Annotated in this window: 23 protein-coding genes; 11 read left to right on the forward strand and 12 right to left on the reverse strand. The window is 40.9% G+C overall.

The window, feature by feature from the left end:
- Positions 1-244 precede the first annotated feature (244 nt).
- Genes B9T33_RS06240 through B9T33_RS06250 form a run of 3 tightly spaced genes read right to left on the reverse strand, consistent with a single transcriptional unit; the run spans position 245 to position 3085 of the window.
- Positions 245-1321 carry a DUF6670 family protein gene (locus B9T33_RS06240; protein WP_086178101.1) on the reverse strand — a complete coding sequence of 359 codons (1077 nt, stop codon included), beginning with the start codon at positions 1319-1321 and terminating at the stop codon, positions 245-247.
- A gap of 40 nt (positions 1322-1361) precedes the next feature.
- Positions 1362-2186, reverse strand: a complete 825-nt coding sequence (gene pssA, locus B9T33_RS06245) for a CDP-diacylglycerol--serine O-phosphatidyltransferase (protein ID WP_086178102.1) — start codon at positions 2184-2186, stop codon at positions 1362-1364.
- A 41-nt stretch (positions 2187-2227) separates the two neighbouring features.
- Positions 2228-3085, reverse strand: coding sequence for a 23S rRNA (adenine(2030)-N(6))-methyltransferase RlmJ (locus B9T33_RS06250; RefSeq protein ID WP_086178103.1), 858 nt, complete (start codon positions 3083-3085; stop codon positions 2228-2230).
- A gap of 116 nt (positions 3086-3201) precedes the next feature.
- Here B9T33_RS06250 and B9T33_RS06255 point away from each other — a divergent pair, with 116 nt between their 5' ends.
- Positions 3202-3804 (forward strand): 2OG-Fe(II) oxygenase, encoded by a 603-nt coding sequence (locus tag B9T33_RS06255; RefSeq protein ID WP_086178104.1) that lies wholly within the window; start codon positions 3202-3204, stop codon positions 3802-3804.
- Between the two features lie 71 nt (positions 3805-3875).
- Entirely contained in the window at positions 3876-4403 is a 528-nt protein-coding gene (locus B9T33_RS06260; RefSeq protein WP_086178105.1) for a hypothetical protein, read from the forward strand.
- 43 nt (positions 4404-4446) lie between these two features.
- Here B9T33_RS06260 and B9T33_RS06265 read toward each other — a convergent pair whose 3' ends face one another.
- From B9T33_RS06265 to B9T33_RS06285, 5 genes are all read right to left on the reverse strand, one after another.
- Positions 4447-4704: a DUF2789 family protein gene (locus B9T33_RS06265; RefSeq protein ID WP_086178106.1), complete on the reverse strand. Its 258-nt coding sequence runs from the start codon at positions 4702-4704 to the stop codon at positions 4447-4449.
- A gap of 105 nt (positions 4705-4809) precedes the next feature.
- Complete coding sequence (locus B9T33_RS06270) at positions 4810-5070, reverse strand: DUF2789 family protein (RefSeq protein WP_086178107.1); 261 nt, start codon at positions 5068-5070, stop codon at positions 4810-4812.
- A gap of 190 nt (positions 5071-5260) precedes the next feature.
- Positions 5261-6247: a malate dehydrogenase gene (locus B9T33_RS06275; protein WP_086178108.1), complete on the reverse strand. Its 987-nt coding sequence runs from the start codon at positions 6245-6247 to the stop codon at positions 5261-5263.
- Between the two features lie 170 nt (positions 6248-6417).
- Positions 6418-7071 carry a ribonuclease T2 family protein gene (locus tag B9T33_RS06280; RefSeq protein WP_086178109.1) on the reverse strand — a complete coding sequence of 218 codons (654 nt, stop codon included), beginning with the start codon at positions 7069-7071 and terminating at the stop codon, positions 6418-6420.
- A 46-nt stretch (positions 7072-7117) separates the two neighbouring features.
- Positions 7118-9028: a lytic transglycosylase domain-containing protein gene (locus B9T33_RS06285; RefSeq protein WP_228145797.1), complete on the reverse strand. Its 1911-nt coding sequence runs from the start codon at positions 9026-9028 to the stop codon at positions 7118-7120.
- A 374-nt stretch (positions 9029-9402) separates the two neighbouring features.
- Here B9T33_RS06285 and miaB point away from each other — a divergent pair, with 374 nt between their 5' ends.
- From miaB to B9T33_RS06305, 4 genes are all read left to right on the forward strand, one after another.
- Complete coding sequence (gene miaB / locus B9T33_RS06290) at positions 9403-10860, forward strand: tRNA (N6-isopentenyl adenosine(37)-C2)-methylthiotransferase MiaB (RefSeq protein WP_086178111.1); 1458 nt, start codon at positions 9403-9405, stop codon at positions 10858-10860.
- 38 nt (positions 10861-10898) lie between these two features.
- On the forward strand, positions 10899-11990 hold the full coding sequence (locus B9T33_RS06295) for a PhoH family protein (RefSeq protein ID WP_086178112.1): 1092 nt from the start codon (positions 10899-10901) through the stop codon (positions 11988-11990).
- Positions 11991-11999: 9 nt separating this feature from the next.
- Complete coding sequence (ybeY, locus tag B9T33_RS06300) at positions 12000-12482, forward strand: rRNA maturation RNase YbeY (protein WP_086178113.1); 483 nt, start codon at positions 12000-12002, stop codon at positions 12480-12482.
- Positions 12483-12560: 78 nt separating this feature from the next.
- Positions 12561-12851, forward strand: coding sequence for an antibiotic biosynthesis monooxygenase family protein (locus tag B9T33_RS06305; protein WP_086178114.1), 291 nt, complete (start codon positions 12561-12563; stop codon positions 12849-12851).
- 4 nt (positions 12852-12855) lie between these two features.
- On the opposite strand, the gene B9T33_RS06310 is transcribed toward B9T33_RS06305, so the two are convergent.
- The gene (locus B9T33_RS06310) at positions 12856-13713 is read right to left on the reverse strand and encodes an energy transducer TonB (protein ID WP_086178306.1); all 858 of its coding nucleotides are present in this window, start codon (positions 13711-13713) and stop codon (positions 12856-12858) included.
- 257 nt (positions 13714-13970) lie between these two features.
- Between B9T33_RS06310 and B9T33_RS06315 the strand changes: the two genes are divergently transcribed.
- The 4 genes from B9T33_RS06315 to B9T33_RS06330 all read left to right on the forward strand — a co-directional run bounded on the left by B9T33_RS06315 (position 13971) and on the right by B9T33_RS06330 (position 16853).
- Complete coding sequence (locus B9T33_RS06315; RefSeq protein WP_086178115.1) at positions 13971-14654, forward strand: hypothetical protein; 684 nt, start codon at positions 13971-13973, stop codon at positions 14652-14654.
- Positions 14655-14811: 157 nt separating this feature from the next.
- A complete protein-coding gene (locus B9T33_RS06320; RefSeq protein WP_086178116.1) occupies positions 14812-15525 on the forward strand; it encodes a DUF3108 domain-containing protein in 714 nt (237 codons plus the stop codon).
- A gap of 91 nt (positions 15526-15616) precedes the next feature.
- Positions 15617-16192, forward strand: a complete 576-nt coding sequence (locus B9T33_RS06325; protein WP_086178117.1) for a xanthine phosphoribosyltransferase — start codon at positions 15617-15619, stop codon at positions 16190-16192.
- A 241-nt stretch (positions 16193-16433) separates the two neighbouring features.
- Positions 16434-16853, forward strand: coding sequence for a hypothetical protein (locus B9T33_RS06330; protein WP_086178118.1), 420 nt, complete (start codon positions 16434-16436; stop codon positions 16851-16853).
- Between the two features lie 131 nt (positions 16854-16984).
- Here the strand turns inward: B9T33_RS06330 and wrbA are convergent, their stop codons facing one another.
- Positions 16985-17575 carry an NAD(P)H:quinone oxidoreductase gene (wrbA, locus tag B9T33_RS06335; RefSeq protein WP_086178119.1) on the reverse strand — a complete coding sequence of 197 codons (591 nt, stop codon included), beginning with the start codon at positions 17573-17575 and terminating at the stop codon, positions 16985-16987.
- Between the two features lie 115 nt (positions 17576-17690).
- Here wrbA and B9T33_RS06340 point away from each other — a divergent pair, with 115 nt between their 5' ends.
- The gene (locus B9T33_RS06340; protein ID WP_086178120.1) at positions 17691-18938 is read left to right on the forward strand and encodes a YihY family inner membrane protein; all 1248 of its coding nucleotides are present in this window, start codon (positions 17691-17693) and stop codon (positions 18936-18938) included.
- A 140-nt stretch (positions 18939-19078) separates the two neighbouring features.
- Here B9T33_RS06340 and B9T33_RS06345 read toward each other — a convergent pair whose 3' ends face one another.
- Both B9T33_RS06345 and B9T33_RS06350 read right to left on the reverse strand, forming a co-directional pair.
- A complete protein-coding gene (locus tag B9T33_RS06345) occupies positions 19079-20008 on the reverse strand; it encodes a DMT family transporter (RefSeq protein ID WP_086178121.1) in 930 nt (309 codons plus the stop codon).
- Between the two features lie 90 nt (positions 20009-20098).
- Complete coding sequence (locus B9T33_RS06350; RefSeq protein WP_213033190.1) at positions 20099-21028, reverse strand: DMT family transporter; 930 nt, start codon at positions 21026-21028, stop codon at positions 20099-20101.
- Between the last annotated feature and the right edge of the window lie 91 nt (positions 21029-21119).

The following is a 21119-nucleotide window of genomic DNA, read 5'->3' on the forward strand; positions in this document are numbered from 1 at the left end:
GTCGGCTATATTACGCTTTCTTTTCAGAAAGTCAACTAGCAAATCAAATTATTTTAAACTTTCTTAACAAAACCCAATCTAAACACTTCGTGCTAAGTTGCTGTTTTATCAGAAGTTTTAATCTTCATCACCGCCGATGGATGTGCATTCTACAGCATTTCACATCCGTTGCAACACCCTTTTTCATGTTTTTTATAAATATCGCTTCGTTTGTTTATTTATTCTACTAAAACGGGCTTTTTTTCTATTTTTTGAGCATAAAAGGAACAGCATTACCTAATTTATCGTTTAATTTATCTTTATGATTTTTTTCTTGCCAGTTTAAAGGACGGCAATCAATGTATTCACAATAGCCACCATCCCCATTTTCAAACTCATCATTGATTTTGATTTGATAATGAAAGCTCCCCGCATAGCCAGCACCCAAACCAAATTTAAAATCCCCACGACTCTGCGCCTGAATATAAATTTGGATATCATCATTCTGGCAAATCCATTCAAATTCACGAGGCAAATACATTTTTTGCAAATTTGGCGTTTTCACTACCGGATAAACTCGTTGAATTTTAAAATGTACATTTTGATCAATCATTAACACATGCTTATTTTTAAAATCCCGAAGATATAAACGTGAACTTAAAATATTGTTATAACGATCTCGAGTTTGAACCAAAATGATTTGCCGCTGCTGACTTAAGTTAATTATCTGCTGGGTAAAAAATGCCAATGGCAAATAAGGGAATTTACTAAATTGCGCATAAGACAACGCTGCTAATTGATCTATCTCATAAATTTGGTTTTGATATTTAATCTGCCCTTCGCAATGACACATCACAGACCAATACTCAGCCAATCCTAGCCTGAGTTTAGCCAAGCATGATTTCATTTCCGTCGCTTGAATTTCCAACTTAAAACTCAGCTCATTATCCTCACGTTGGATACTAAATGTATCTTTAAGCCCGATAATTGATTCCTTATGACCAAACTGAATTTCAGATGGCTTGAGCTGACAGTCATTTTGCAATGAATATTGTTGGAGTTGCCCCACCATATGAGCGCTAGTGCTCGACATAACAGTTGCCGTATCGAGTACAGTGGTTTTTATGGCGTAGGTATTTTGAAATACTGGAATTTTAGGCTGACCGAGCCAACTGATAAAATTAAGATAATGTAAAGGCGCAGGAAGACTGGGAACACTGAGACCATAGTAAACTGCGTTATAGAGTTGATTCGGTCCCTGAAGTTGTATGTTTTTCTTATTCAATTTTGGGGCTTGATTCAATCGTTTAGATTGATCCAAGAAATCTTGAAATATCTGCATATCAAGCCCCTCTTTTTCATGTTATTACGCCATGATTAAATCATGCTTCAGCCTTCTTTGCCATTAAGGTTGTTACAAAACCAGAAAAAGCATAAATCACTGAAAGAATTAAAATTCCCATTGGAATATTGTAGGTTACAGCAGCTAAAACAAAGACGATAATTGGTAGTACTGCAAATGGCACTCGACGACGATCTACTGTTTTAAATGAATAATATTTCACATTGGAAATCATTAATAAGCCCACAGCAGCAATCACTACAGCATTTAAGATTTGTATACCTTTTTCGCGCAGATCAAAAACTTCGGGGATGTCCATACCCACCCACACCAATGAAATAATCATCACCGCAGCAAGTGGGCTCGCCACACCAATAAAGTAACGCTTATCGACTACGCCAATTTGTACGTTAAAGCGTGCTAAACGAAATGCTGCACAAGCCGTGTAAACAAAACATGCCGCCAGACCGATACGACCTAAGTCATGCAAACTCCAGCTGTACATCAAAATGGCAGGAGCGACACCAAAGGCCAACAAGTCAGATAAGGAGTCGAATTGCTCACCAAAGGGACTTTGTGCGCCAATGGCACGTGCCACACGACCATCCAAACCATCAAACAAAGCTGCAAGGAAAATGGCATAAATCGCTTGCTGATATTCACCATTCATACTGGCAATAATAGAATAGAAGCCTGATAACAACGCCGCCGTTGTAATCAGGTTCGGCCACAGATAGATCCCACGACGCTTCACTTTATGCCCTTCATGGGTATGCTCCTCTTCTTCTACCTCGAATGTAATGCCATCAAAAGCATTTTCATCTTTCGAAGAAATTTCCCGTTCAGGTTTACTTGTATTTGTCATTCTTTGATCCTAACTGTGACCTATTTTCTTTTTTAAATAAATTATTCGCCAACCAACCAACGTACAGCAGCATGTCCACCATTTTCGTTCATACGAAGATGCGGGAATAACCATTGTAACGCTTCATCTGCATCTTCAGAGAATTTCCAAGGTGGATTAATCACCAAGAGACCACAACCATTGAGTCCCACTGGAGTGTCATCAGGCCATACACAAATTTCACAGACCAATTGACGACGAATGCCCGTCTTGTACATTTTCTTTTCGAAACGTTCAATCATGGCACGATCTTTAATTGGGTACCAAACCGCAAAAACACCTGTCGGCCATTTTTTATAGGCTGCTACCAATAATTCTACAAGTTGTGGGAAATCCTTACGTTCTAATTCGTAAGGTGGGTCAATCATCACCAAGCCACGTTTTTCTTTTGGTGGAATGACACCCAACAGACCTTCATAAGCATCACGTTCATGCAAACCTGCACGTTTATCGAAAATGTTATGGCGTAATTGTTGAAAAACATCACGTTGCATTTCGAAAATCGTTGCTTTGTCCGTTTCGCGCATCCCTTCAAGTGCAAACCAAGGTGAACCGGGATAAGCACCCTTACCAAAGTTCTCACGCATTTTTTCAACAACTTTTAGGTATTGTTGAACACCTTCAGGTGCATTGCGTTTAATAGAATCATCAAGTTTGATGAGACGATGAATACCATTCAAAAATTCACCCGACTTCTGTGCTTCAGAAGTAGACAGGTCATATTTACCTGCGCCACCATGCGTATCTACATAGCGATAAGGTTTATCTTTAGCATTGAGTCGACTTAACAACTGAAGCAACAATACATGCTTCATGACGTCGGCAAAGTTGCCTGCATGGAAATGGTGACGGTAATTCATGTTTCATTAATTCCTGATATCAACGCATATTTTAGCATGAAAAATTGTTTCATTCAGATGCTATTCTTGCTCTAGAATACGTCACCTTTTTTCTGCTCTTTTTCGGGGTTCAATATATGGATGCTATGCTTCTCCCAAAGTCTTGGCCGGTTGATCAAATCCTAGATGATTTAGATCAACACGGTTTTACCCTGATCGATGACGCCTATTCGGCTGAGTATATACATGCACTCGTTGAAGAATGTATGTCAAATTTAACTAAATTTAGAGACGCAGCCATTCAAAATGGTGTGATCAGTAAAATTCGAAGCGACCATATTTTATGGATCAATGAAGATTTAGAAGTCGCTCAAGAACATGTCCAATCTTTAAATGCACTCGCAGAACAATTCAATCGTGCTTTTTATGCAGGTATTCATGAAGTTGAAGCTCATTTTGCCTGTTATAACGCTGGTGAGTTTTATGCCTTACATCGTGACAATCCACAAGGTAAAAATGGTCGTGTGATTTCTGCAGTCTATTATCTACATGAAAATTGGCAAGAAGATTGGGGCGGCGAATTACGCCTACAAGATAAAAATGACCAATGGCATATCATACAACCTAAACCTAACCGTATTGCCCTATTTCAAAGTGACTTATTACATGAAGTCCTTCAAGCTAAGCGTCAGCGTTTGTCGATCACGGCGTGGTTACGAAACGACAATAACATTTGGTAATTTTACCTTTTTCCTTTAAAAATTATTTTGTATCCTCATATATGTGTCATTCATAGATGAGGATGTATCCGATGCGTCAGAGCAGCAAACAAATCATTCAACGTATTGGGGAAACTGATCAACTGTTTTTGCAGGGCAATACACCGTCTTTGGCACTGGACCGTGCTGACCTTCGCCTACAACTGGTCGAAATCAGTAAAAATAATCAAGAAAAAGTGCATTTCCTTCAAGAAGCAATTGTACTGCTTGAGCAAGGTCGGCTTGAGTTTGATGAAATGCCAATGGAGTTGTATATCAACTTATCGTTACATTTAGCAAAAGCATACATGGTGTTTTTCGAAACAACTCGAGAGCAGCGTTATGCCTTAATTACGCAACAAATTATGAAACCCATGTCTAAAGCAGAACATGGTGGTATTTATTTCTATTTAGCGTATGCGTCTGCGGTGAAGCAAGAGCCTGCAATGACAAGACATTGGTTAACCAAATATTGCAAAACCGATGAATTCGATATGACCACGCTACTCGAACATCCGTCTTTCACGGCATACCGCCAAGAAGAATGGTTTAGCAAATTATGTCAAAGCAAAATGCACTAAATAAAAAACACCTCATTTGAGGTGTTTTTTTTAGCTGGTCTATTTAAGCGGGCTGAAGTTTATATGCATCCATATGCAGCTGCTGATTAAGCTCATCAATCCAAATTGCCCAATCATCATCTTGAACCAGATGGCTGATTAAGAAATCACGCTGCGCTTTATTCCAAAATGGCGCATCATGCAAATTTTCACTGGCAGACAGTTGATGTGTTCGAATATATAGCTCGATCGCAGCAGGACTACTTGCCAACCCCAATTGGGAAAACAATAACGCTAAGGATGGTGTATTTTGATTGAGCATCTCGCCCTCCTTATCAACTAATCTGTCATTTATTATTTAATTAACTTATATGAAGTTGATAAAAAAACCTAGCACTGATGCTAGGTTTGTTGTTTCAAATTGTATTTAAATTTTGCATGAGCCAGAGAGCTTATGTTCTTTATGCAATTGTTCATTGAGAATATCGACCACCATGGCCCAATCATCATCTTTTTTCCAATGACTGATGATAAAATCTCGTTGTGATTTACTCCAAAATGGTGCCTCATGTAAAGGCACATCCATCGTAATTTGATGGGTTTCAATAAATTGATCGATCGCATCTGAACTGCCGTCCAGCCCCAATTGTTCAAAAAACAGCTCTAAGGTCGGTTGTTGGTCAAACATGTCTGTTCTCCTCAAATCAAGCTGACATTTCTCCTTCTTTTATAGTTATCTGTTCCATCCGATTTGTCAGTATGAACTCAATCTCAACATGTTATTTTTTGTTCATTTTCCATTCAGCAGTTTTAAATTTAACGATAAAAAAAGCACCCCAAATGGAGTGCTTTTTCTAACTTAATCGAATTCGATCAAATTATTTAACCATGTCAGCAACTGCTGCACGTTCTTCTTCTAACTCGTTAAGAGTGAAGTTGATACGTTCACGGCTGAATTCATCGATTTCAAGACCTTGAACGATTTTGTATTCGCCATTTTCGCAAGTTACAGGGAAACCGAACATTACGCCTTCAGGGATACCATAAGAACCGTCAGAAGGAATACCCATAGTTACCCATTCGCCGTTTGTGCCAAGAGCCCAATCGCGCATGTGGTCGATTGCAGCGTTTGCAGCAGAAGCAGCAGAAGACAAACCACGTGCTTCGATGATCGCAGCACCACGTTTACCAACAGTTGGAAGGAACACGTCTTTGTTCCAAGCAGCATCGTTGATTTTGTCTTTTAAGCTTTCGCCGTTTACTGTAGCAAAACGGTAGTCAGCATACATTGTAGGAGAGTGGTTACCCCAAACTGTCATTGTTTTGATGTCAGAAACTGCAACACCAGCTTTTTGAGCAAGTTGAGTCAACGCACGGTTGTGGTCAAGACGAAGCATCGCTGTGAAGTTTTTCGCTGGAAGATCTGTAGCAGATTTCATTGCGATGTAAGCGTTAGTGTTTGCAGGGTTACCTACAACAAGAACTTTAACGTCACGGCTAGCAACTTCGTTAAGCGCTTTACCTTGACCAATGAAGATTTCACCGTTTACTTTAAGAAGGTCAGCACGTTCCATGCCTGGACCACGTGGACGTGAACCAACAAGAAGAGCGTAGTCAGCATCTTTGAATGCAACTTTAGGATCATCAGTACCGACCATACCTTCTAAAAGAGGGAATGCGCAGTCATCAAGTTCCATCATTACGCCTTTAAGCGCTTGTTGAGCTTTCTCAACTGGAATTTCTAATAATTGAAGGATAACTGGTTGGTCTTTACCCAACATTTCACCGCTTGCGATACGGAATAATAAGCTATAACCGATTTGACCAGCTGCGCCAGTAACGGCAACACGAACTGCTTGTTTCATGTAATTATCTCCAATTGAGGAAGGTCATAATGATTAAATAGCTGTTCTATCTAATCTTAATAATCATAAACGGCAAAGATTGTACTCCAATCATTAACGTGATGCATGCAAAAGAGAATGAATTTCAACAAAAGTATGATAGGAAATATAAATAAAATGCTAAAAAAACTTTAGAAAGAACCTTTAATTGTGAAATTTGCTGGACAATTACTCACCACATTTACAGGGCAACTTTTGTATTGACCATTATTTTTATAGCAGATTTTAATTTCGGTCAGCATACTCCCTGCGCGAGTTTGCATACAATTAAACTCAATACTTTGTGATAATAATCCACTATTCATTTTTAGCATTTTGTTACGTAAAACATTTGCTTGCATGACACGGGTATCTTGACTGGTGAGCTCTTCAGGAATTTTGAGTTTATCTGCGTGATTGATGATGGTCCGAAAATACTGGCTTGCATTCATCGGAACGCAGCCACCAATATTTTGCCAAAGTGCAACCCGAGCATTTTCATCAGGCATGATGCGCGCTACAACTTTGGCCTGTAAAGGTGAAAGCTTAGCTGAACTTTGCGTTGAGCAATCTCTTCCATTTGTTTCAGGATATAAACCCGTAATATTAAGTGAATAACCTTCTAAACATTTACGCTTCTTATTTTTTAATGGGTCATAAGCACAAACCGCTGGAACCATCTGTACATCCATTACGTAACCTATGACCACAGGGTTTGCCGACGCCATAGACATAGCCAGACCCGCACCGCTGCCCGCAAGCAACGAAATCAGCATCTTCATGGCATGACTATTTTTTTTCGGCATTCATATGACCCGTTTAATTAACCTTAACTACATCTCACGCAATGCATTATTGAGCATTACGTAATGGAATCATTTGCATCCGTTTTTCAATCGATTGCGGACCTTGCCCGAGCAATAAACCATAATGCGTAGCATTGGTCATCACATGTTTTACATAGTCACGTGTTTCAGTTAACGGAATGGATTCTGTGTACTGATCTGCTGCAATCGGCTGATATTCAGGCTGCCAACGACGTGCTCGGTTTGGTCCTGCGTTATATCCTGCAGTGGCTAAAACTGGACTATCACTTAACTGACGCTGAATCATTGATAAATAATAAGTCCCGTAACGGATATTGGTGTTCATATCTGAAAGTGCCGCAGGGTTATAGCTTTCTCCCATTTGACGTGCCACCAACTTGGCTGTATCTGGCATGATCTGCATTAAACCACCTGCCCCAACATGCGAACGTGCGCTAGTAACAAAACGACTTTCTTGACGCATTAGGCCATACGCCCAAGCTGGATCAATCCCCGCATTAAGACTATGACTGACCACATAGCTCTGATGAGGCATGGCATAACGTAAAGTATAGTTGTGTTGTTTGGTGGTTCGATCTGCTGCGTAAATTGCTCGGTCATACCAACCCATGTCAGTTGCACGCTTAGCTGCGGCAAGAATCATGCCATCATCATGTTTAAGATAAGCTTGACGTACAGCCCAGTTCCATTCGCGGTTGATATAACTGTCAGATGCATTGATACGGCGCAATGCAAAAGCACGATTAAAATGTATATCTTGACTTAATCGCTGCGCATCTTGTGAAGTAGGCTGCGTATTTGACGGAATATTGTTATAAGACTGACCAATTTTGTCACGTGCTAACAAATTATGGTAGTCGTCACCCACTGCCAATTTACGGTAAATATCTTGCGCTGCACGTTTTGAAGATGAGTCGCCTCGTTGCTCTGATGCACGTGCCAACCAATATTGCCAGCGGTCTTCTTGTTTTTGTGACACATTCATTGCATCAATGGCACGTATCACACTTTCCCAAGCGCCAAAGCGAATAGCTTGACGCGCATAAATCTCTGCTTCTTCAGAGCTAAAGGGCAAGCCATAACTTAAATCTAAATAGTTCAAAACTTCACGATTGAAGTTATTTTTCATGACTGTTGTGCCACCAATGTAGCCAACACTGCGATACAAGGCTTTTTGCACACTTTCAGGTGTACCTTCCGCAGCACGTTTCACGGATGCCATTGCCCCATTTAGGTCAGTATCAGCCAAACGCCCCATCGCATAAATTAAATAGGCGTGATCTTCTGCTGTCGCTTTCGGTGCCGACCATAAATAATTCAGTGGATTGGCTTGGATGCTATTCAACTGTGCAAGATTAATATTCACACCAATGGTTTGCGCAGTCGCAATCGCTTGCCCAGACTGACCTGCTCGCAACTGTCCCCACATGCGTTGATGCCGATCATCTTGTGTCATTAATGGACTGGAGAGCATCAAACGTCCCAAGCCTGTACACGAGTCAGGTTGTGAATTTGTTGTCAGCCAAACATCACTAAACTCAGCATAAACTAACGGATCGCCAGATTTTGCACGTACCTGTGCGACAGCACAGGTTTCAGCACGGTCCGGATTGGTAACGTATTGAAGTACTGGTTGTGCAGTAGCGAAGTCCGCTTGTTTTACTTTTTCTTCGACATAGTCTGCCGCTAATTTTTCTGCCATCGCAGATTGAGGATAGCGCTGTGCAAAACTGGTAATTGCATTGGCAGGTTGCGAGGCAAGATTATTATTTAATCGCCAATATTCTGGGTAATAACCCAAAACATCATTTTGCATTGCCGATTGGTATTCTTCTAATAATGAAATATTACCGGCATTCGCTGCACGTAAAGCATCATTAAATTGTTCATCTGCCGCTTGCGCAGCAACAGAAATCCCAGACAGAGCTACACTCATAGCAAGCAATTTAGAGTAATTTTTTGGTTTTAACTTCTTATTTAACATCCACTTGCCTTCATTCATGTCATTCTATCCAGTTTCAGTACAGCAAACTTTATTTAGAGATTAGTTTAATAATTCTAAATTCAGCATTGTGTTCTGTTATGTAATCTTATGATTAGCCAATATTAATTTTCAAACATTTTTGCTCCATAAATCAATATCAAGCAGTGGTAATTTTAAGCTGTAAGTTTTCTGTCAATTACTGCTAAAATACATCCCATTCTTAAAATCCCCTTTTTAACCTTCGCAGCCACGCATTTCAATTTTTTGATTTGTCGTTTAGCCACGTAGTGTTTATTGATTTTGTCCAAATTCCATTAGGAGCCTACATGACGGTTCAAACCTTCATCCCGAATAGTGCCCAAGCTGCCTCAGAAAACACTGTAACCCAGCCACAGCACACCCCAGCCAACGATGCATCAGTTAAAAAACTGTACATCGAAACGCAAGGGTGTCAGATGAATGAGTATGACAGTCAACGCATGGGTGATCTTTTAGGTGATTCACACGGTTATGTGCTCACCAATGACCCGAAAGAAGCAGATATCCTGTTGATGAATACCTGCTCAATTCGTGAAAAAGCTCAAGAAAAAGTATTCTCTGAACTTGGTCGCTGGCGCAAACTGAAAGAAAAAAATCCTGACCTTGTGATTGGTGTCGGTGGATGTGTAGCTTCTCAAGAAGGTGACAACATTCAAAAGCGTGCGCCTTATGTTGATATGGTGTTTGGCCCACAAACGTTGCACCGTCTACCGCAAATGTTGGATCAACACACTGAACAAGCAGTAAAACCGAAAAAAGAAAAAATCCAATTGGTGGATATTTCATTCCCTGATATTGAAAAATTCGACTTTTTACCTGAACCGCGTGTTGAAGGTTACAAAGCCTTCGTTTCAATCATGGAAGGCTGCTCAAAATATTGCTCATTCTGCGTTGTGCCTTATACACGTGGTGAAGAAGTATCTCGTCCGCTCGATGACGTGTTAGCAGAAATTGCCACTTTGGCAGAAAAAGGTGTACGTGAAATTTCATTGCTCGGTCAAAACGTAAATGGCTACCGCGGTGAAACCTTCGAAGGCGATATTTGCACCTTTGCCGACTTATTGCGTTTAGTGGCAGAAATTCCGGGCATTGGCCGTATTCGTTACACGACTTCTCACCCACTTGAATTTAATGATGACCTGATTCAATGCTATCGTGACTTACCTCAAATGGTGTCGCATTTGCATTTACCAGTACAAAGCGGTTCAAACGATGTACTGCAAGCGATGAAGCGTAATCACACCATTGATGTGTACATCGATAAAATCGCGAAGTTACGTAAAGTTCGTCCAGATATGCATTTGTCTTCAGACTTTATCATTGGCTTCCCGGGCGAAACCGATGAGAACTTCGAAGAAACCTATCAATTCATTAAAGATATGGACTTCGACCATTCTTATAGCTTCATCTATTCAAAACGTCCGGGTACGCCTGCGTCTGAACTTGAAGATACGACGTCTGAAGATGTGAAAAAAGAGCGTCTGGCAAAAGTTCAACAATGGATTAAGCAATCAAGCATTGATAAGACAGATGCCATGCTCGGCACAATTCAACGTGTCTTGGTTGAGTCGGTTTCTGACAAAGATCCAAACCTATTAATTGGTACGGCTGACAATACTCGTCTAGTCAGTTTTATTGGCGATCCAGCATGGGTCGGTCGTTTTGCTGAGATTGAAGTGACTGACATTAAAACTTTGAAGTTTGTTTACGGTGAACTCTTGAATCTTGAGCCTGACGTGGCGTAATGTAAGCTTAATCGTCAGACCAATTTAAAGGAATTCTCTTGACTGCAGCGATTCGACGTACTGTAACTTTTGCTGGTATTCCACTTGACCGTTTACAAAGCATGCTCGGTGCTTATAACGGTCATCTCAAACAAATTGAACAACGTTTAGATGTCAAAATTTCCCATCGTGCAGATGCATTTTTTGTCGATGGGGAAATCGATGCGGTTGAGAGAGCCGAAAGCCTCCTTCACCGTCTGTATGAAGAGTCCGAAACCAATCCACAAATTAGTGCGGATATCTTACACATGATGATTCAGGGCAGTCAGACTGACCGTGAAATTCAAGAAGACTTTTCTGAAAATGAACATACGGGTTTAGACAATGTCTATCTACAAACCCGTAAAGGTCGAATTAACCCTCGCGGCACCAACCAAAAACGCTATGTTCAGCGTATTTTGCAAAGTGATATTTCATTTGGTATTGGCCCTGCGGGTACAGGTAAAACCTATTTAGCTGTTGCCGCTGCGGTTGATATGCTAGAGCGTAATGAAATTCAGCGTATTCTTTTGGTTCGCCCTGCTGTGGAAGCGGGTGAAAAGCTGGGGTTCTTACCCGGTGATTTAAGCCAAAAAATTGACCCTTACTTACGCCCGCTCTATGACGCTTTGTATGAAATGCTGGGCTTTGAAAAAGTGGCCAAACTGATTGAACGTCAAGTGATTGAAGTTGCCCCGCTTGCCTATATGCGTGGACGTACCCTCAATCATTCCTTTGTGATTTTGGATGAAGCGCAGAACACCACACCTGAGCAGATGAAAATGTTCCTGACTCGTTTAGGTTTTGGTTCACGTGCGGTTATTACCGGTGATATCACACAGGTCGATTTACCGCGTGGTCAGCAATCTGGTCTGGCACATGCTTTACGCGTGATTGAAAAGATCAAAGAAATCCATATTACTCGCTTCCACTCTCGTGACGTTGTGCGACATCAATTGGTTCAGAAAATTGTTGAAGCTTACGAAGGTTGGGACAGCGAACAACATCGCCTAACGGCAGAACAACGTGCTGAACGCAAAGCGCGTCAGGATGCCTTAGTTGCGGACAATGATGCAAAAGCTGATGAGCAGCATCAAGACGAAAATATTTAAGGATTCATTTTGAAACTTAATCTCTCCTTGCAGCAAAATTTTCAGTCACCTGAATTGGTGGTGAAACGAGCGCATATCAAGAAAGTGGTGGAAACTGCTTTACGTCATATCGATACACAAAGTGATTGTGAAATTGGCATAGCCTGTGTAGACAATGATGAAAGCCATAAATTGAATTTGGAATATCGTGGTAAAGACAAACCAACCAATGTGCTGTCTTTTCCAAGTGACATTCCAGATGAAATGGCTGCCATTTTGGACTCGTTTCCCATTGGGGACTTGGTCATTTGCATTCCAGTGGTTTTAGCTGAGGCTATTGAGCAAGAGAAAGTTCCACTAACTCATTTTACTCACATGCTCGTTCATGGCACTTTACATCTCATGGGCTATGACCATGAAACTTCGGATGAAGATGCGGAAGAGATGGAAGCGCTGGAAATTGAAATTTTAGCGAAGCTAGGTTTTGACAATCCTTATCTAGAACGAGATTAAGTCTACCATTCAAAAGCGAGCTTCAGCTCGCTTTTTTATTCCAATAAAATAGCAAACATCATATTAAAATGAGAAAATATGAAATATGTGGTGATCTTCAAAGCCAAAATTAGAAATTTGGATGAACAATATTTCCAAACAGCCAATATGCTGCGTGAAAAAGCATTAGGTCGATTTAATTGTCAACATTTTGAAGCTTGGACTGAAGGCCAAAAAGAAATTGCCCTGTCCTATTGGAATAGCTTGGCAGATATCCAAGCATGGCACCACGATGCTGAGCATCAAGTCGCCCAGCAACATGGTAAAACCAAATGGTATGCTCATTTCAGTGTCGAAATTTGTGAAATTTTAAGACAATATCGCAACTAAAATTTTATCGTACTTCAAACTCAGCTTCGGCTGGGTCAAAGCGCCAAGTTCGCACAATACGAAGTTCAGAGATATCTTTCATTTTGGCATCAAACTGACCGAATGGTGCAGCTTTACGAACAGAAGTCTTCGCAGCCTCATCCAGCATACTCGAACCTGAGCCTTCAATAAGGCGAATAGCACGAATACCGCCACTACTGTTTAAGATCACCATCAAACGCACTTCGCCACGAAGCTGTTGTTGCTTCGCAGCTTCTGGATAATAACGATTGCCATAAAATTCAACTTTTTGGCGAAATTTTTCCATATAAGCCGCAGAAACATCTTGCTTGGCTTGAATGCCATCAATGGTTTTAATTTTTTGCTGACGGCTAAAGTTTTGCTGGCGTTGTAAATATTGCGCCTCAATACTTGCCACCATTGCCGCTTTGGCTTGGAATTGACTATTTAATTCTTCTACGGCTTTTTTACGACTATTTTCTTCTGCTTGCTTTTGCCAACTGAGTGTCGTCATCAGCACTTTATCTTCAAAGCTCAGCTCTTTCTTTTGCTGCAATTGCTCTAAAGCTTCATTTTTTTGCTCACCTGCTTTCTGTTCAATAGTTGGTGCAGGCATGTCACTCGACATTCGATGTGATTCGCGAAATTTACCTGAACCTTGTTGATCCGCTTGCGCTAAAAAGTCGGCATTTTCCACTTTATCCGTTGCTGGACGCAAAGAGACCGCTATTTCTTTGGTGTTATATTCGCCCTCTTGAGGCATGGCAAATTGCATGGTTAAAAAGGCCAGATGCAACAAAGCTGCAAATGCCACAGCAGTTGCAAATATGGGATCTTTCCACCAGTCTTTTACTAGCGGCATGAACGTTATTTTTTTCAGCATCACATTAAACCGACAATTTGCCGCATTCCCCAAACTGCATAAAACAGTATAAAATAAACCGTGTTTTCATTTTTTGATGAAAACGAGAAATCCATCAACACATAGACAATGCACGATTAAAATCCTGAAAATGGTGCAATTTATTTTGATAAACTGCAAGATCAAAACCTTGTGTTTTTTATAGAAATCGACAAGATACACTCCGTCAAAAAAAAATTTGCCAGGATGCACTGCATATGCAAACGCTCATTTCCAATATCTCTAAACGAATCCGCCAAGTGTACCAAAAAGCAGAAGGTTTTATTGAGGATGAGCGTGAATTCCCAATGTCTCAAGTGTTTTTAAATGCGACGTTTCAGCGCTTTGTGACTGATAATGTGAAAATGCTCAAAGACTTGCATGCAGACCTTCACGATGACTGGTTACGACTTTATGCCACACTTGACTATAACGGCATGTTACTGACTTTATCGGTCGATTTAAAACTGGTTCAAATGGAACTCAACAAGCAGACCCAGCTCATCGTTTTTGAACAAATTAGCGATACACAAGTGATCGAAGCCAAATATCCAAACGTACTTTACAAACTTGGGGTCCGTGTTGCTTTATGGTTTTACCAAAAAGTGTTGAATCAAGACCCTCTCGGCATGATCTTGGAAAAACTCAACGTCATTAAAGTCAAAGATGATTTACTGCATTTAGATTTAAATCGATGGTTAGGTAAAAGCCGTTCGATTATCGATACCTTAGGTAAAGTACATGTCAATCATGCAGTTTTACGTGAAGCCGAATTGGTCGTTGTTGGCAATGTCAATTTAACAGCATTGTTTACTAAAATGTCGCAAGAACGCATAGAAGACTGGAATGATGAAGATTTACAAGATGATCAAGTTACGCCTATAAAGCAAAAAGAAAGTTAAGCATTTCTATGACTTAGCATACATTGCATGCAAAAAACTACACAAAATATACATATGGCACGGATTTTTGACTTCATTCTCCACAATCCAACTCCATAATAATCATATCGGGCAGATTATTGATCTGTCATTTTCATTGAATAGGAAAACCATACTTATGGCACATTCAGTTTTGAAAAATTTAGGTCTTGCTGCTGGGGTATCAACTGCACTGCTTTTGACTGGTTTCTCAAGTCAGTCATTTGCCATGAGTCCATTTCAGGCAAGCTATCAGTTTAATTACAACGGTAAAAATATGGGTTCTGCAACCCGTACTTTAAAACAAACAGGTAATAACTGGACCTATGTTTTTGCTGCAAAAGCAGGTGCTATGGCATCAGCCACTGAAACCAGTCGATTCAGCTTAAGTGGCAACCAAATCCATTCCAATAGTTTTAGCCGTAGCAGTAAAATTCTGGTGCACAACAACACCATGAACATCAACTTTAATGCAGGTGCTAAAACCATTAACACCAAAAAAGATGATAAAGCGCGTTCATTTGCATGGAAATCTGGTGTACTGGATGAGTTAAATGCCGAATTACAAATCCGAGAAGATTTGAAAAGTGGTGGTTTAAAATCGAATTATTACATTGCCGATGCTAAAGAAGTTGAAGCCCGTAAATTTGTAAAACAAGGTACTGAAACCGTTAAAACCAATTACGGTACTTTTGACACGGTTAAAGTTGTTATGCGTCACGACAAACCAGGCCGTCAAACCACATTCTGGCTCGCACCAAAATTAGACTACTTACCCGTGAAAGTGTCACATCAAGACAATAAAACCTCTTACGGTTTATTGTTAACGGGCTATAAAGGTGCAACAAGTTAATTGATTTGATCAATTTCGCTTGCATTTTTCTCGGTGCTTTTTAAAATACGCTTTTGCTTTTAAAAGCACCTGCCCCCTCGAGGATTCTCCCGTGCACGCTCTGGAACAGAAAATCTTAGCTGAAGGTATCGTTCTCTCTGAAGAAGTTCTGAAAGTCGATTCTTTCCTGAACCACCAAATTGACCCTGTTATGATGCAGCTCATTGGTCAAGAATTTGCCCGTCTTTTTAAAGATGCTGGCATTACAAAAATCATTACCATTGAAGCTTCAGGTATTGCACCTGCAGTGATGGCTGGTCTTGAACTTGGTGTTCCTGTGATTTTTGCGCGTAAATATCAATCTTTAACCTTAAAAGATGATCTATACCGCTCTAAAGTGTTCTCTTTCACTAAACAAACTGAAAGCACAATTGCGATTTCAAAGAAACACATCGATGCTAGCGACAAAGTTTTAGTCATTGATGATTTCTTAGCAAATGGTCAAGCCGCTCTTGGTCTTGCTGACTTAATTCACCAAGCATCTGCTGAAGTATTAGGTATTGGGATCGTGATTGAAAAATCATTCCAACCTGGTCGCGACATTTTGCTTGAAAAAGGCTACCGTGTTGAATCATTGGCTCGTGTAAAATCACTTGCAAATGGCGCTGTTGAATTTGTTCGTGACTAATACGGCAAAGCAACGAAAAGAACACTTCGGTGTTCTTTTTTTTGCTAAAAATTTGCTATTAAGGTGACATAGACCGCACTTTTTAGCTGCTTAGTTACAAGCAAACAAAACTTGTAAGCCAAAAAACCATTAAAATTCAGCGTAAATGCAGTTATTGATCACTTTAGTCTACATTTCATCCCTAATATTGATTTATGCTGCAATACAAAATCGGCCACTATTTTTAAGGCTACAGGATGTTATGAATACAGAAAATCAACTCACAGAACACGCAGTACAATGTCCAAAATGTGGTTCAACCCATGTGGAAAAACGTAACCACGAACAAAACTTACAAAAAATTGGTGGGGTATTGTTAAGTGGTGCAGGGACTGCGGCAGGGACTGTCGGTGGTGCGGCTTCTGGTGCATCAATTGGTGCTGCGATTGGTGGCGTTACTGCAGGACCTTTAGGTGTCATTATGGGCGGAACCATTGGCACATTTGTAGGTGCAATTAGTGTCGGCATTACAGGTGGTTTTTTAGGTCATCGTTTTGGTAAAAAAGCTGGTGTCATTGTCGATCAAAACATCTTTTTGGATTATCAATGCCTAGACTGCAAACAACGTTTTGAATTAGAACAACAACCTGAAGATGCAGCCAGACCATCAGATCAAGATTAAAAATTTAAGAGCGCAATTGCGCTCTTATTTATTTCTGCGTTCAGCCAACGAAAAAGCCATTAGCCAAAGTAAATCAGCCGTCATTAGATCGTGAGTTGCTTAGACATTTTCAAGTTCATTAAATCCGCCCCTTAGAGCAACTTGTTCACCACTTCAGCTAAACGTTTGCCTTGATTTTCACAGAGTGCACGCTCGTCTTGGCTTAAGCTTTGGTCATGTCTTGGACCACTGACATGACTGGCACCATACGGTGTGCCCCCTGTTTTGGTATTCGACAATGCAGGATGTGCGTTACTTAAACCCATAATCATCATGCCGTGATGAAATAATGGCGGCAGCATGGTTAGCAATGTACTCTCCTGCCCGCCATGCATCGAACCTGAAGCTGTAAAGACACAGGCAGGTTTACCATGCAATGCCCCATTCAGCCAAAGTGCTGTCGTTTGATCTAAAAAGTATTTCATTTCTGAGGCCATATTGCCAAAACGTGTTGGCGAACCCAGTGCCAAGCCAGAACAGTTTGCAAGTTCATCTAAAGTACAGTAAATATCACCTTCGGCAGGAATACTGGCTTCAGCTTCTTTTACCACTGTTGCAATATTGGGCACCGTTCTGATTTTCACGGCAACGCCTGCCGCTTCGACACCATTGGCAATCAAATGCGCCATTTCTTTGGTTGAACCATATTTGCTGTAATAAAGAACAAGGACGTAAGGCTGCATAATTTTGAATAAATAATATGAAAAGAGAAAACTATACGGTATTTTTTCATTTTTTTGGTTAAGCTAGTCCATGAAAATCGAGAAAAGATGATTAAAAAAATAGAGACTTGAACGCATGATAGAAGCCTATTTAAGAAAACTTCCTTTTTATGACAAAAATTGGTTTCAGTTTATTTTATTTGTCATTCGACGTTTTGAAGCTGACCGTTGCCGTGAACAAGCAGGTTCATTGACCTATACCACCCTGTTTGCAGTAGTGCCCATGTTGACGGTCTTTTTGGTGATTATCTCATCTATCAATGCGCTTGAACCTGCGCGCCAGCAATTACAACAGCTGATTTATAGTAATTTTTTACCAAAAACCACCATTGCTTTTGATAAAGCACTGAATGCCTTTACGGATAAATCCAGTAATTTAACTGTGATTGGTGTGCTCTTTCTATTTATTACCACTGTGATGATGCTGACCAGCATTGAAACGGTATTTAACCGAATTTGGCGTGTACGTGAGACTCGTGGCGGCATTATCGGTTTTATGCGCTATTGGACCATTATTTCACTCGGTCCGATCTTACTTGGTAGTGCCTTTGCATTATCATCTGCATTGGCTTCGATGAATATTTTAAGTAATAACTTTGCTGGTTATGAATTGGATGGTGCTTTTTTACTGTGGATGTTGTCATTTGCATTGACCATTTTAGGCTTTTTCATCCTGTATTGGACCATTCCTAATCGAAGTGTGCCCATCAAGGCAGCACTCGTTGCAGGTGTGTTTAGTGCCGTGGTATTTGAATTGCTGAAAAACTTGTTTGGCGTGGTTATGTCAAATTTCACCAGCTATCAAATCATCTATGGGGCATTTGCTGCCGTTCCAATTTTCCTACTTTGGATCTTCCTATCTTGGAATATTATCTTGATAGGTGTCGAAATCAGTTATGCCCTGACTGCATTTAATTCTGGCAAAGACCAAAAGCGCCATACAGTGATTATGCTGTTAGATTTATTGGAACTATTTTATAAAAAACAAAAAATTGGACAAAGTGTCTCAGAGGAAGAAGCGCTTGAGGCTTTAGGTCGTGATGAAATTGGCCGTCTACCGACGTATTTAGTCTTATTTGAAAAGCAATCTTTAGTTAAACGTACCGATGATGATCAATATGTATTGGTTCGGGACTTAGCTCAAGTTGATTTTTGGAGCTTTTACAGCCAATTGCCTTATCCGCTGCCTAAACGTCAGGATCTCAACAAAGCGCTTCCAGATGATATCTGGATGGAAAAAATTGGACCTCAACTGTCTGAAGCAGATGATTATCTTGCTGCCAAACTCTCCATTCCACTGTCTAAAATTTTTGAAGAGAAATAATCTAGGAAAATCATCACCCATTAAGAATCATCCGTTATCGAAAAAACTTTAAATTCAGTGAATGCAGTAGAAAGGCCATAACAATATGGCCTTTCTTTTTGCAATGCTGATTCAGATTGGCGTTAATTTCAGCCCAAGTCTTATGCCAACTTATCTTGAGTCGTCACTTTTTTAGCTAAGCGGCCAGACAAGCTAACGACCAATACTCCTGCCATCACCATCACCGTTCCGATCACAAAATTTCGTTCTAAAGGTTCATTCAAAATCAACACACCAAACAGAATGCCAAACAGCGGGGTTAAAAACGAGAAAACCCCTAAACGCGAAGCCAAATAGCGTTTTAATAGCCAAAACCAAATCAGATAACTGGCAAATGAAATCAGCACCGCATGAAACACTAAGCTGGCAAAAGTGACGGCTGTCCATTGAATATGACCTTGTCCCAAAACAAATGCCATCGGGAAAAGCAGTACAAAACCGCCCACTAACTGATAAAACAAGGTTTGGGTGGCAGGTGCTTCCGATAAATTGGTCAGTCTAACGGCAATGGTCGTCGTCGCCCAAAGGATGCCCGCTCCCAGCGCAAGAACATCGCCCAACACTATCGAACTCAGATCTTGAGGGCTGGAACCCCGTCCAGCGAAGGTCACCACAATGCCTAAAAACGCGATAAAAATACCGCCCCACTGCTTCAGCGTTAAGCGTTCTGCTGGCAGTTTCCAATGCAGACCCAATGCCACAAAAATTGGTGCGGTATAGAGCAGCACCACGGTATGCGAAGCCGAGGTAAAACGTAGTGCCTCACCAACCAAACAAAACTCAGCAGCAAACAATACTGCAACCAGACTACCTGAAAACCAGTATTGTCGGCTGAATAACGATTGACCTGCTGCCAGCTTAATCAGCGGAAAAACCATTAAGGCCGAAAGCCCTGAACGCAAGGCCATTTGCATAATAGGAGCAATATCCGCAGCTGCCAATTTAACTACTATTTGTTGCAGCCCCCAGAAAATGCAGAGGAAAAACATGATAGTCGATGCTTTGGCATCTAGCGCCTGTCGTGCTTGCACAAGCTCATCCTTAAATTTGTGTTGCCGTACCTTAGCATTTGCACCTAAAAATACCTAACATGGATGCATTTAGATCCGCATAGTTGCCAATTAAAGCTTAGACAGAATCAGCCCCTGCCAAACGCGTTTAATCCAAACATGGAGTGTGACAATCATTACCCCTGCCAATACCAGTGCTGTACCGATAATAAAATTAATTTCAATCTGTTCACCGAGAAAGACCACGCCGAAGATCATGCCGAAAATGGGGGTTAAAAATGAGAACACACCCAGACCATTGGCGAGATATTTACGCAGCAACCAAAACCATAACATCAGACTTAACAGCGACATGATCAACACATGAAATGCCATACTGCTGATGGATACCCATGTCCAATGAATGCTGGTTTGTCCTGTCAGCCATGCAACAGGTAATAGAAATATACAGCCGCCAACCAATTGATAAAACAAGGTTTGCGTCGGTGCAGCATCAGACAATTTGGTTAAACGTAAGGAAATAGTGGTCAATGCCCACATGACACCTGCCAACAGTGCCATTGCGTCCCCCATCAAGGCCTGCGTTGCAGCAGGTTCAACATCTCGCCCCATAAAGGACAGAACAATACCTGCAAAGGCAAGAAATATTCCACCCCATTGAATAGCGGTTAGTTTTTCCGCAGGCAATTTCCAATGCAATCCCAACGCCACAAAAATTGGGGCGGTATAAAGCAGTACGACGGTATGCGATGCCGTGGTATAGCGCAGTGCTTCTGCCACCAAGATAAATTCAGCAGAAAATAAGAAAGCCAGCCAAATACCCGGCAATAAATATGCTCGTTGATACAGATGCACACCATGAGGGAGGCGAATGAATGGGAAAAGTAGCAGCGCTGCTAAGCCTGAACGAATAGCAATTTGCATGATGGGCGCAATATCAGCAGCAGCCAACTTCAGCACGACCTGCTGTATGCCCCAAATCATGCACAAAATAATCATCAGGCCAGATGCTTGAGCATCTAGCGTTTTACGCTGTTCCACGGTTTTGACTCTTGAATAGAATAAACTTCACTATAAATCTGTCTGTATTAAAATATATACTTCAATCTAGACAAGTGATCTTCTTATTCAG

The sequence above is a fragment of the Acinetobacter sp. ANC 5054 genome (assembly GCF_002135295.1).
Lineage (GTDB): Bacteria > Pseudomonadota > Gammaproteobacteria > Pseudomonadales > Moraxellaceae > Acinetobacter.

Bases quoted from the DNA above. Each gene is read 5' to 3' on its own strand.
- B9T33_RS06340 (WP_086178120.1), top strand. From the start codon at position 17,691: ATGATAGAAGCCTATTTAAGAAAACTTCCTTTTTATGACAAAAATTGG.
- B9T33_RS06255 (WP_086178104.1), top strand. From the start codon at position 3,202: ATGGATGCTATGCTTCTCCCAAAGTCTTGGCCGGTTGATCAAATCCTA.
- wrbA (WP_086178119.1), bottom strand. From the start codon at position 17,575: ATGCAGCCTTACGTCCTTGTTCTTTATTACAGCAAATATGGTTCAACC.
- B9T33_RS06310 (WP_086178306.1), bottom strand. From the start codon at position 13,713: ATGCCGCTAGTAAAAGACTGGTGGAAAGATCCCATATTTGCAACTGCT.
- B9T33_RS06305 (WP_086178114.1), top strand. From the start codon at position 12,561: ATGAAATATGTGGTGATCTTCAAAGCCAAAATTAGAAATTTGGATGAA.
- pssA (WP_086178102.1), bottom strand. From the start codon at position 2,186: ATGACAAATACAAGTAAACCTGAACGGGAAATTTCTTCGAAAGATGAA.
- B9T33_RS06320 (WP_086178116.1), top strand. From the start codon at position 14,812: ATGGCACATTCAGTTTTGAAAAATTTAGGTCTTGCTGCTGGGGTATCA.
- B9T33_RS06250 (WP_086178103.1), bottom strand. From the start codon at position 3,085: ATGAATTACCGTCACCATTTCCATGCAGGCAACTTTGCCGACGTCATG.
- B9T33_RS06265 (WP_086178106.1), bottom strand. From the start codon at position 4,704: ATGCTCAATCAAAATACACCATCCTTAGCGTTATTGTTTTCCCAATTG.
- B9T33_RS06285 (WP_228145797.1), bottom strand. From the start codon at position 9,028: ATGAGTGTAGCTCTGTCTGGGATTTCTGTTGCTGCGCAAGCGGCAGAT.
- B9T33_RS06260 (WP_086178105.1), top strand. From the start codon at position 3,876: ATGCGTCAGAGCAGCAAACAAATCATTCAACGTATTGGGGAAACTGAT.
- B9T33_RS06315 (WP_086178115.1), top strand. From the start codon at position 13,971: ATGCAAACGCTCATTTCCAATATCTCTAAACGAATCCGCCAAGTGTAC.
- miaB (WP_086178111.1), top strand. From the start codon at position 9,403: ATGACGGTTCAAACCTTCATCCCGAATAGTGCCCAAGCTGCCTCAGAA.
- B9T33_RS06240 (WP_086178101.1), bottom strand. From the start codon at position 1,321: ATGCAGATATTTCAAGATTTCTTGGATCAATCTAAACGATTGAATCAA.
- B9T33_RS06330 (WP_086178118.1), top strand. From the start codon at position 16,434: ATGAATACAGAAAATCAACTCACAGAACACGCAGTACAATGTCCAAAA.
- B9T33_RS06270 (WP_086178107.1), bottom strand. From the start codon at position 5,070: ATGTTTGACCAACAACCGACCTTAGAGCTGTTTTTTGAACAATTGGGG.
- B9T33_RS06280 (WP_086178109.1), bottom strand. From the start codon at position 7,071: ATGCCGAAAAAAAATAGTCATGCCATGAAGATGCTGATTTCGTTGCTT.
- B9T33_RS06275 (WP_086178108.1), bottom strand. From the start codon at position 6,247: ATGAAACAAGCAGTTCGTGTTGCCGTTACTGGCGCAGCTGGTCAAATC.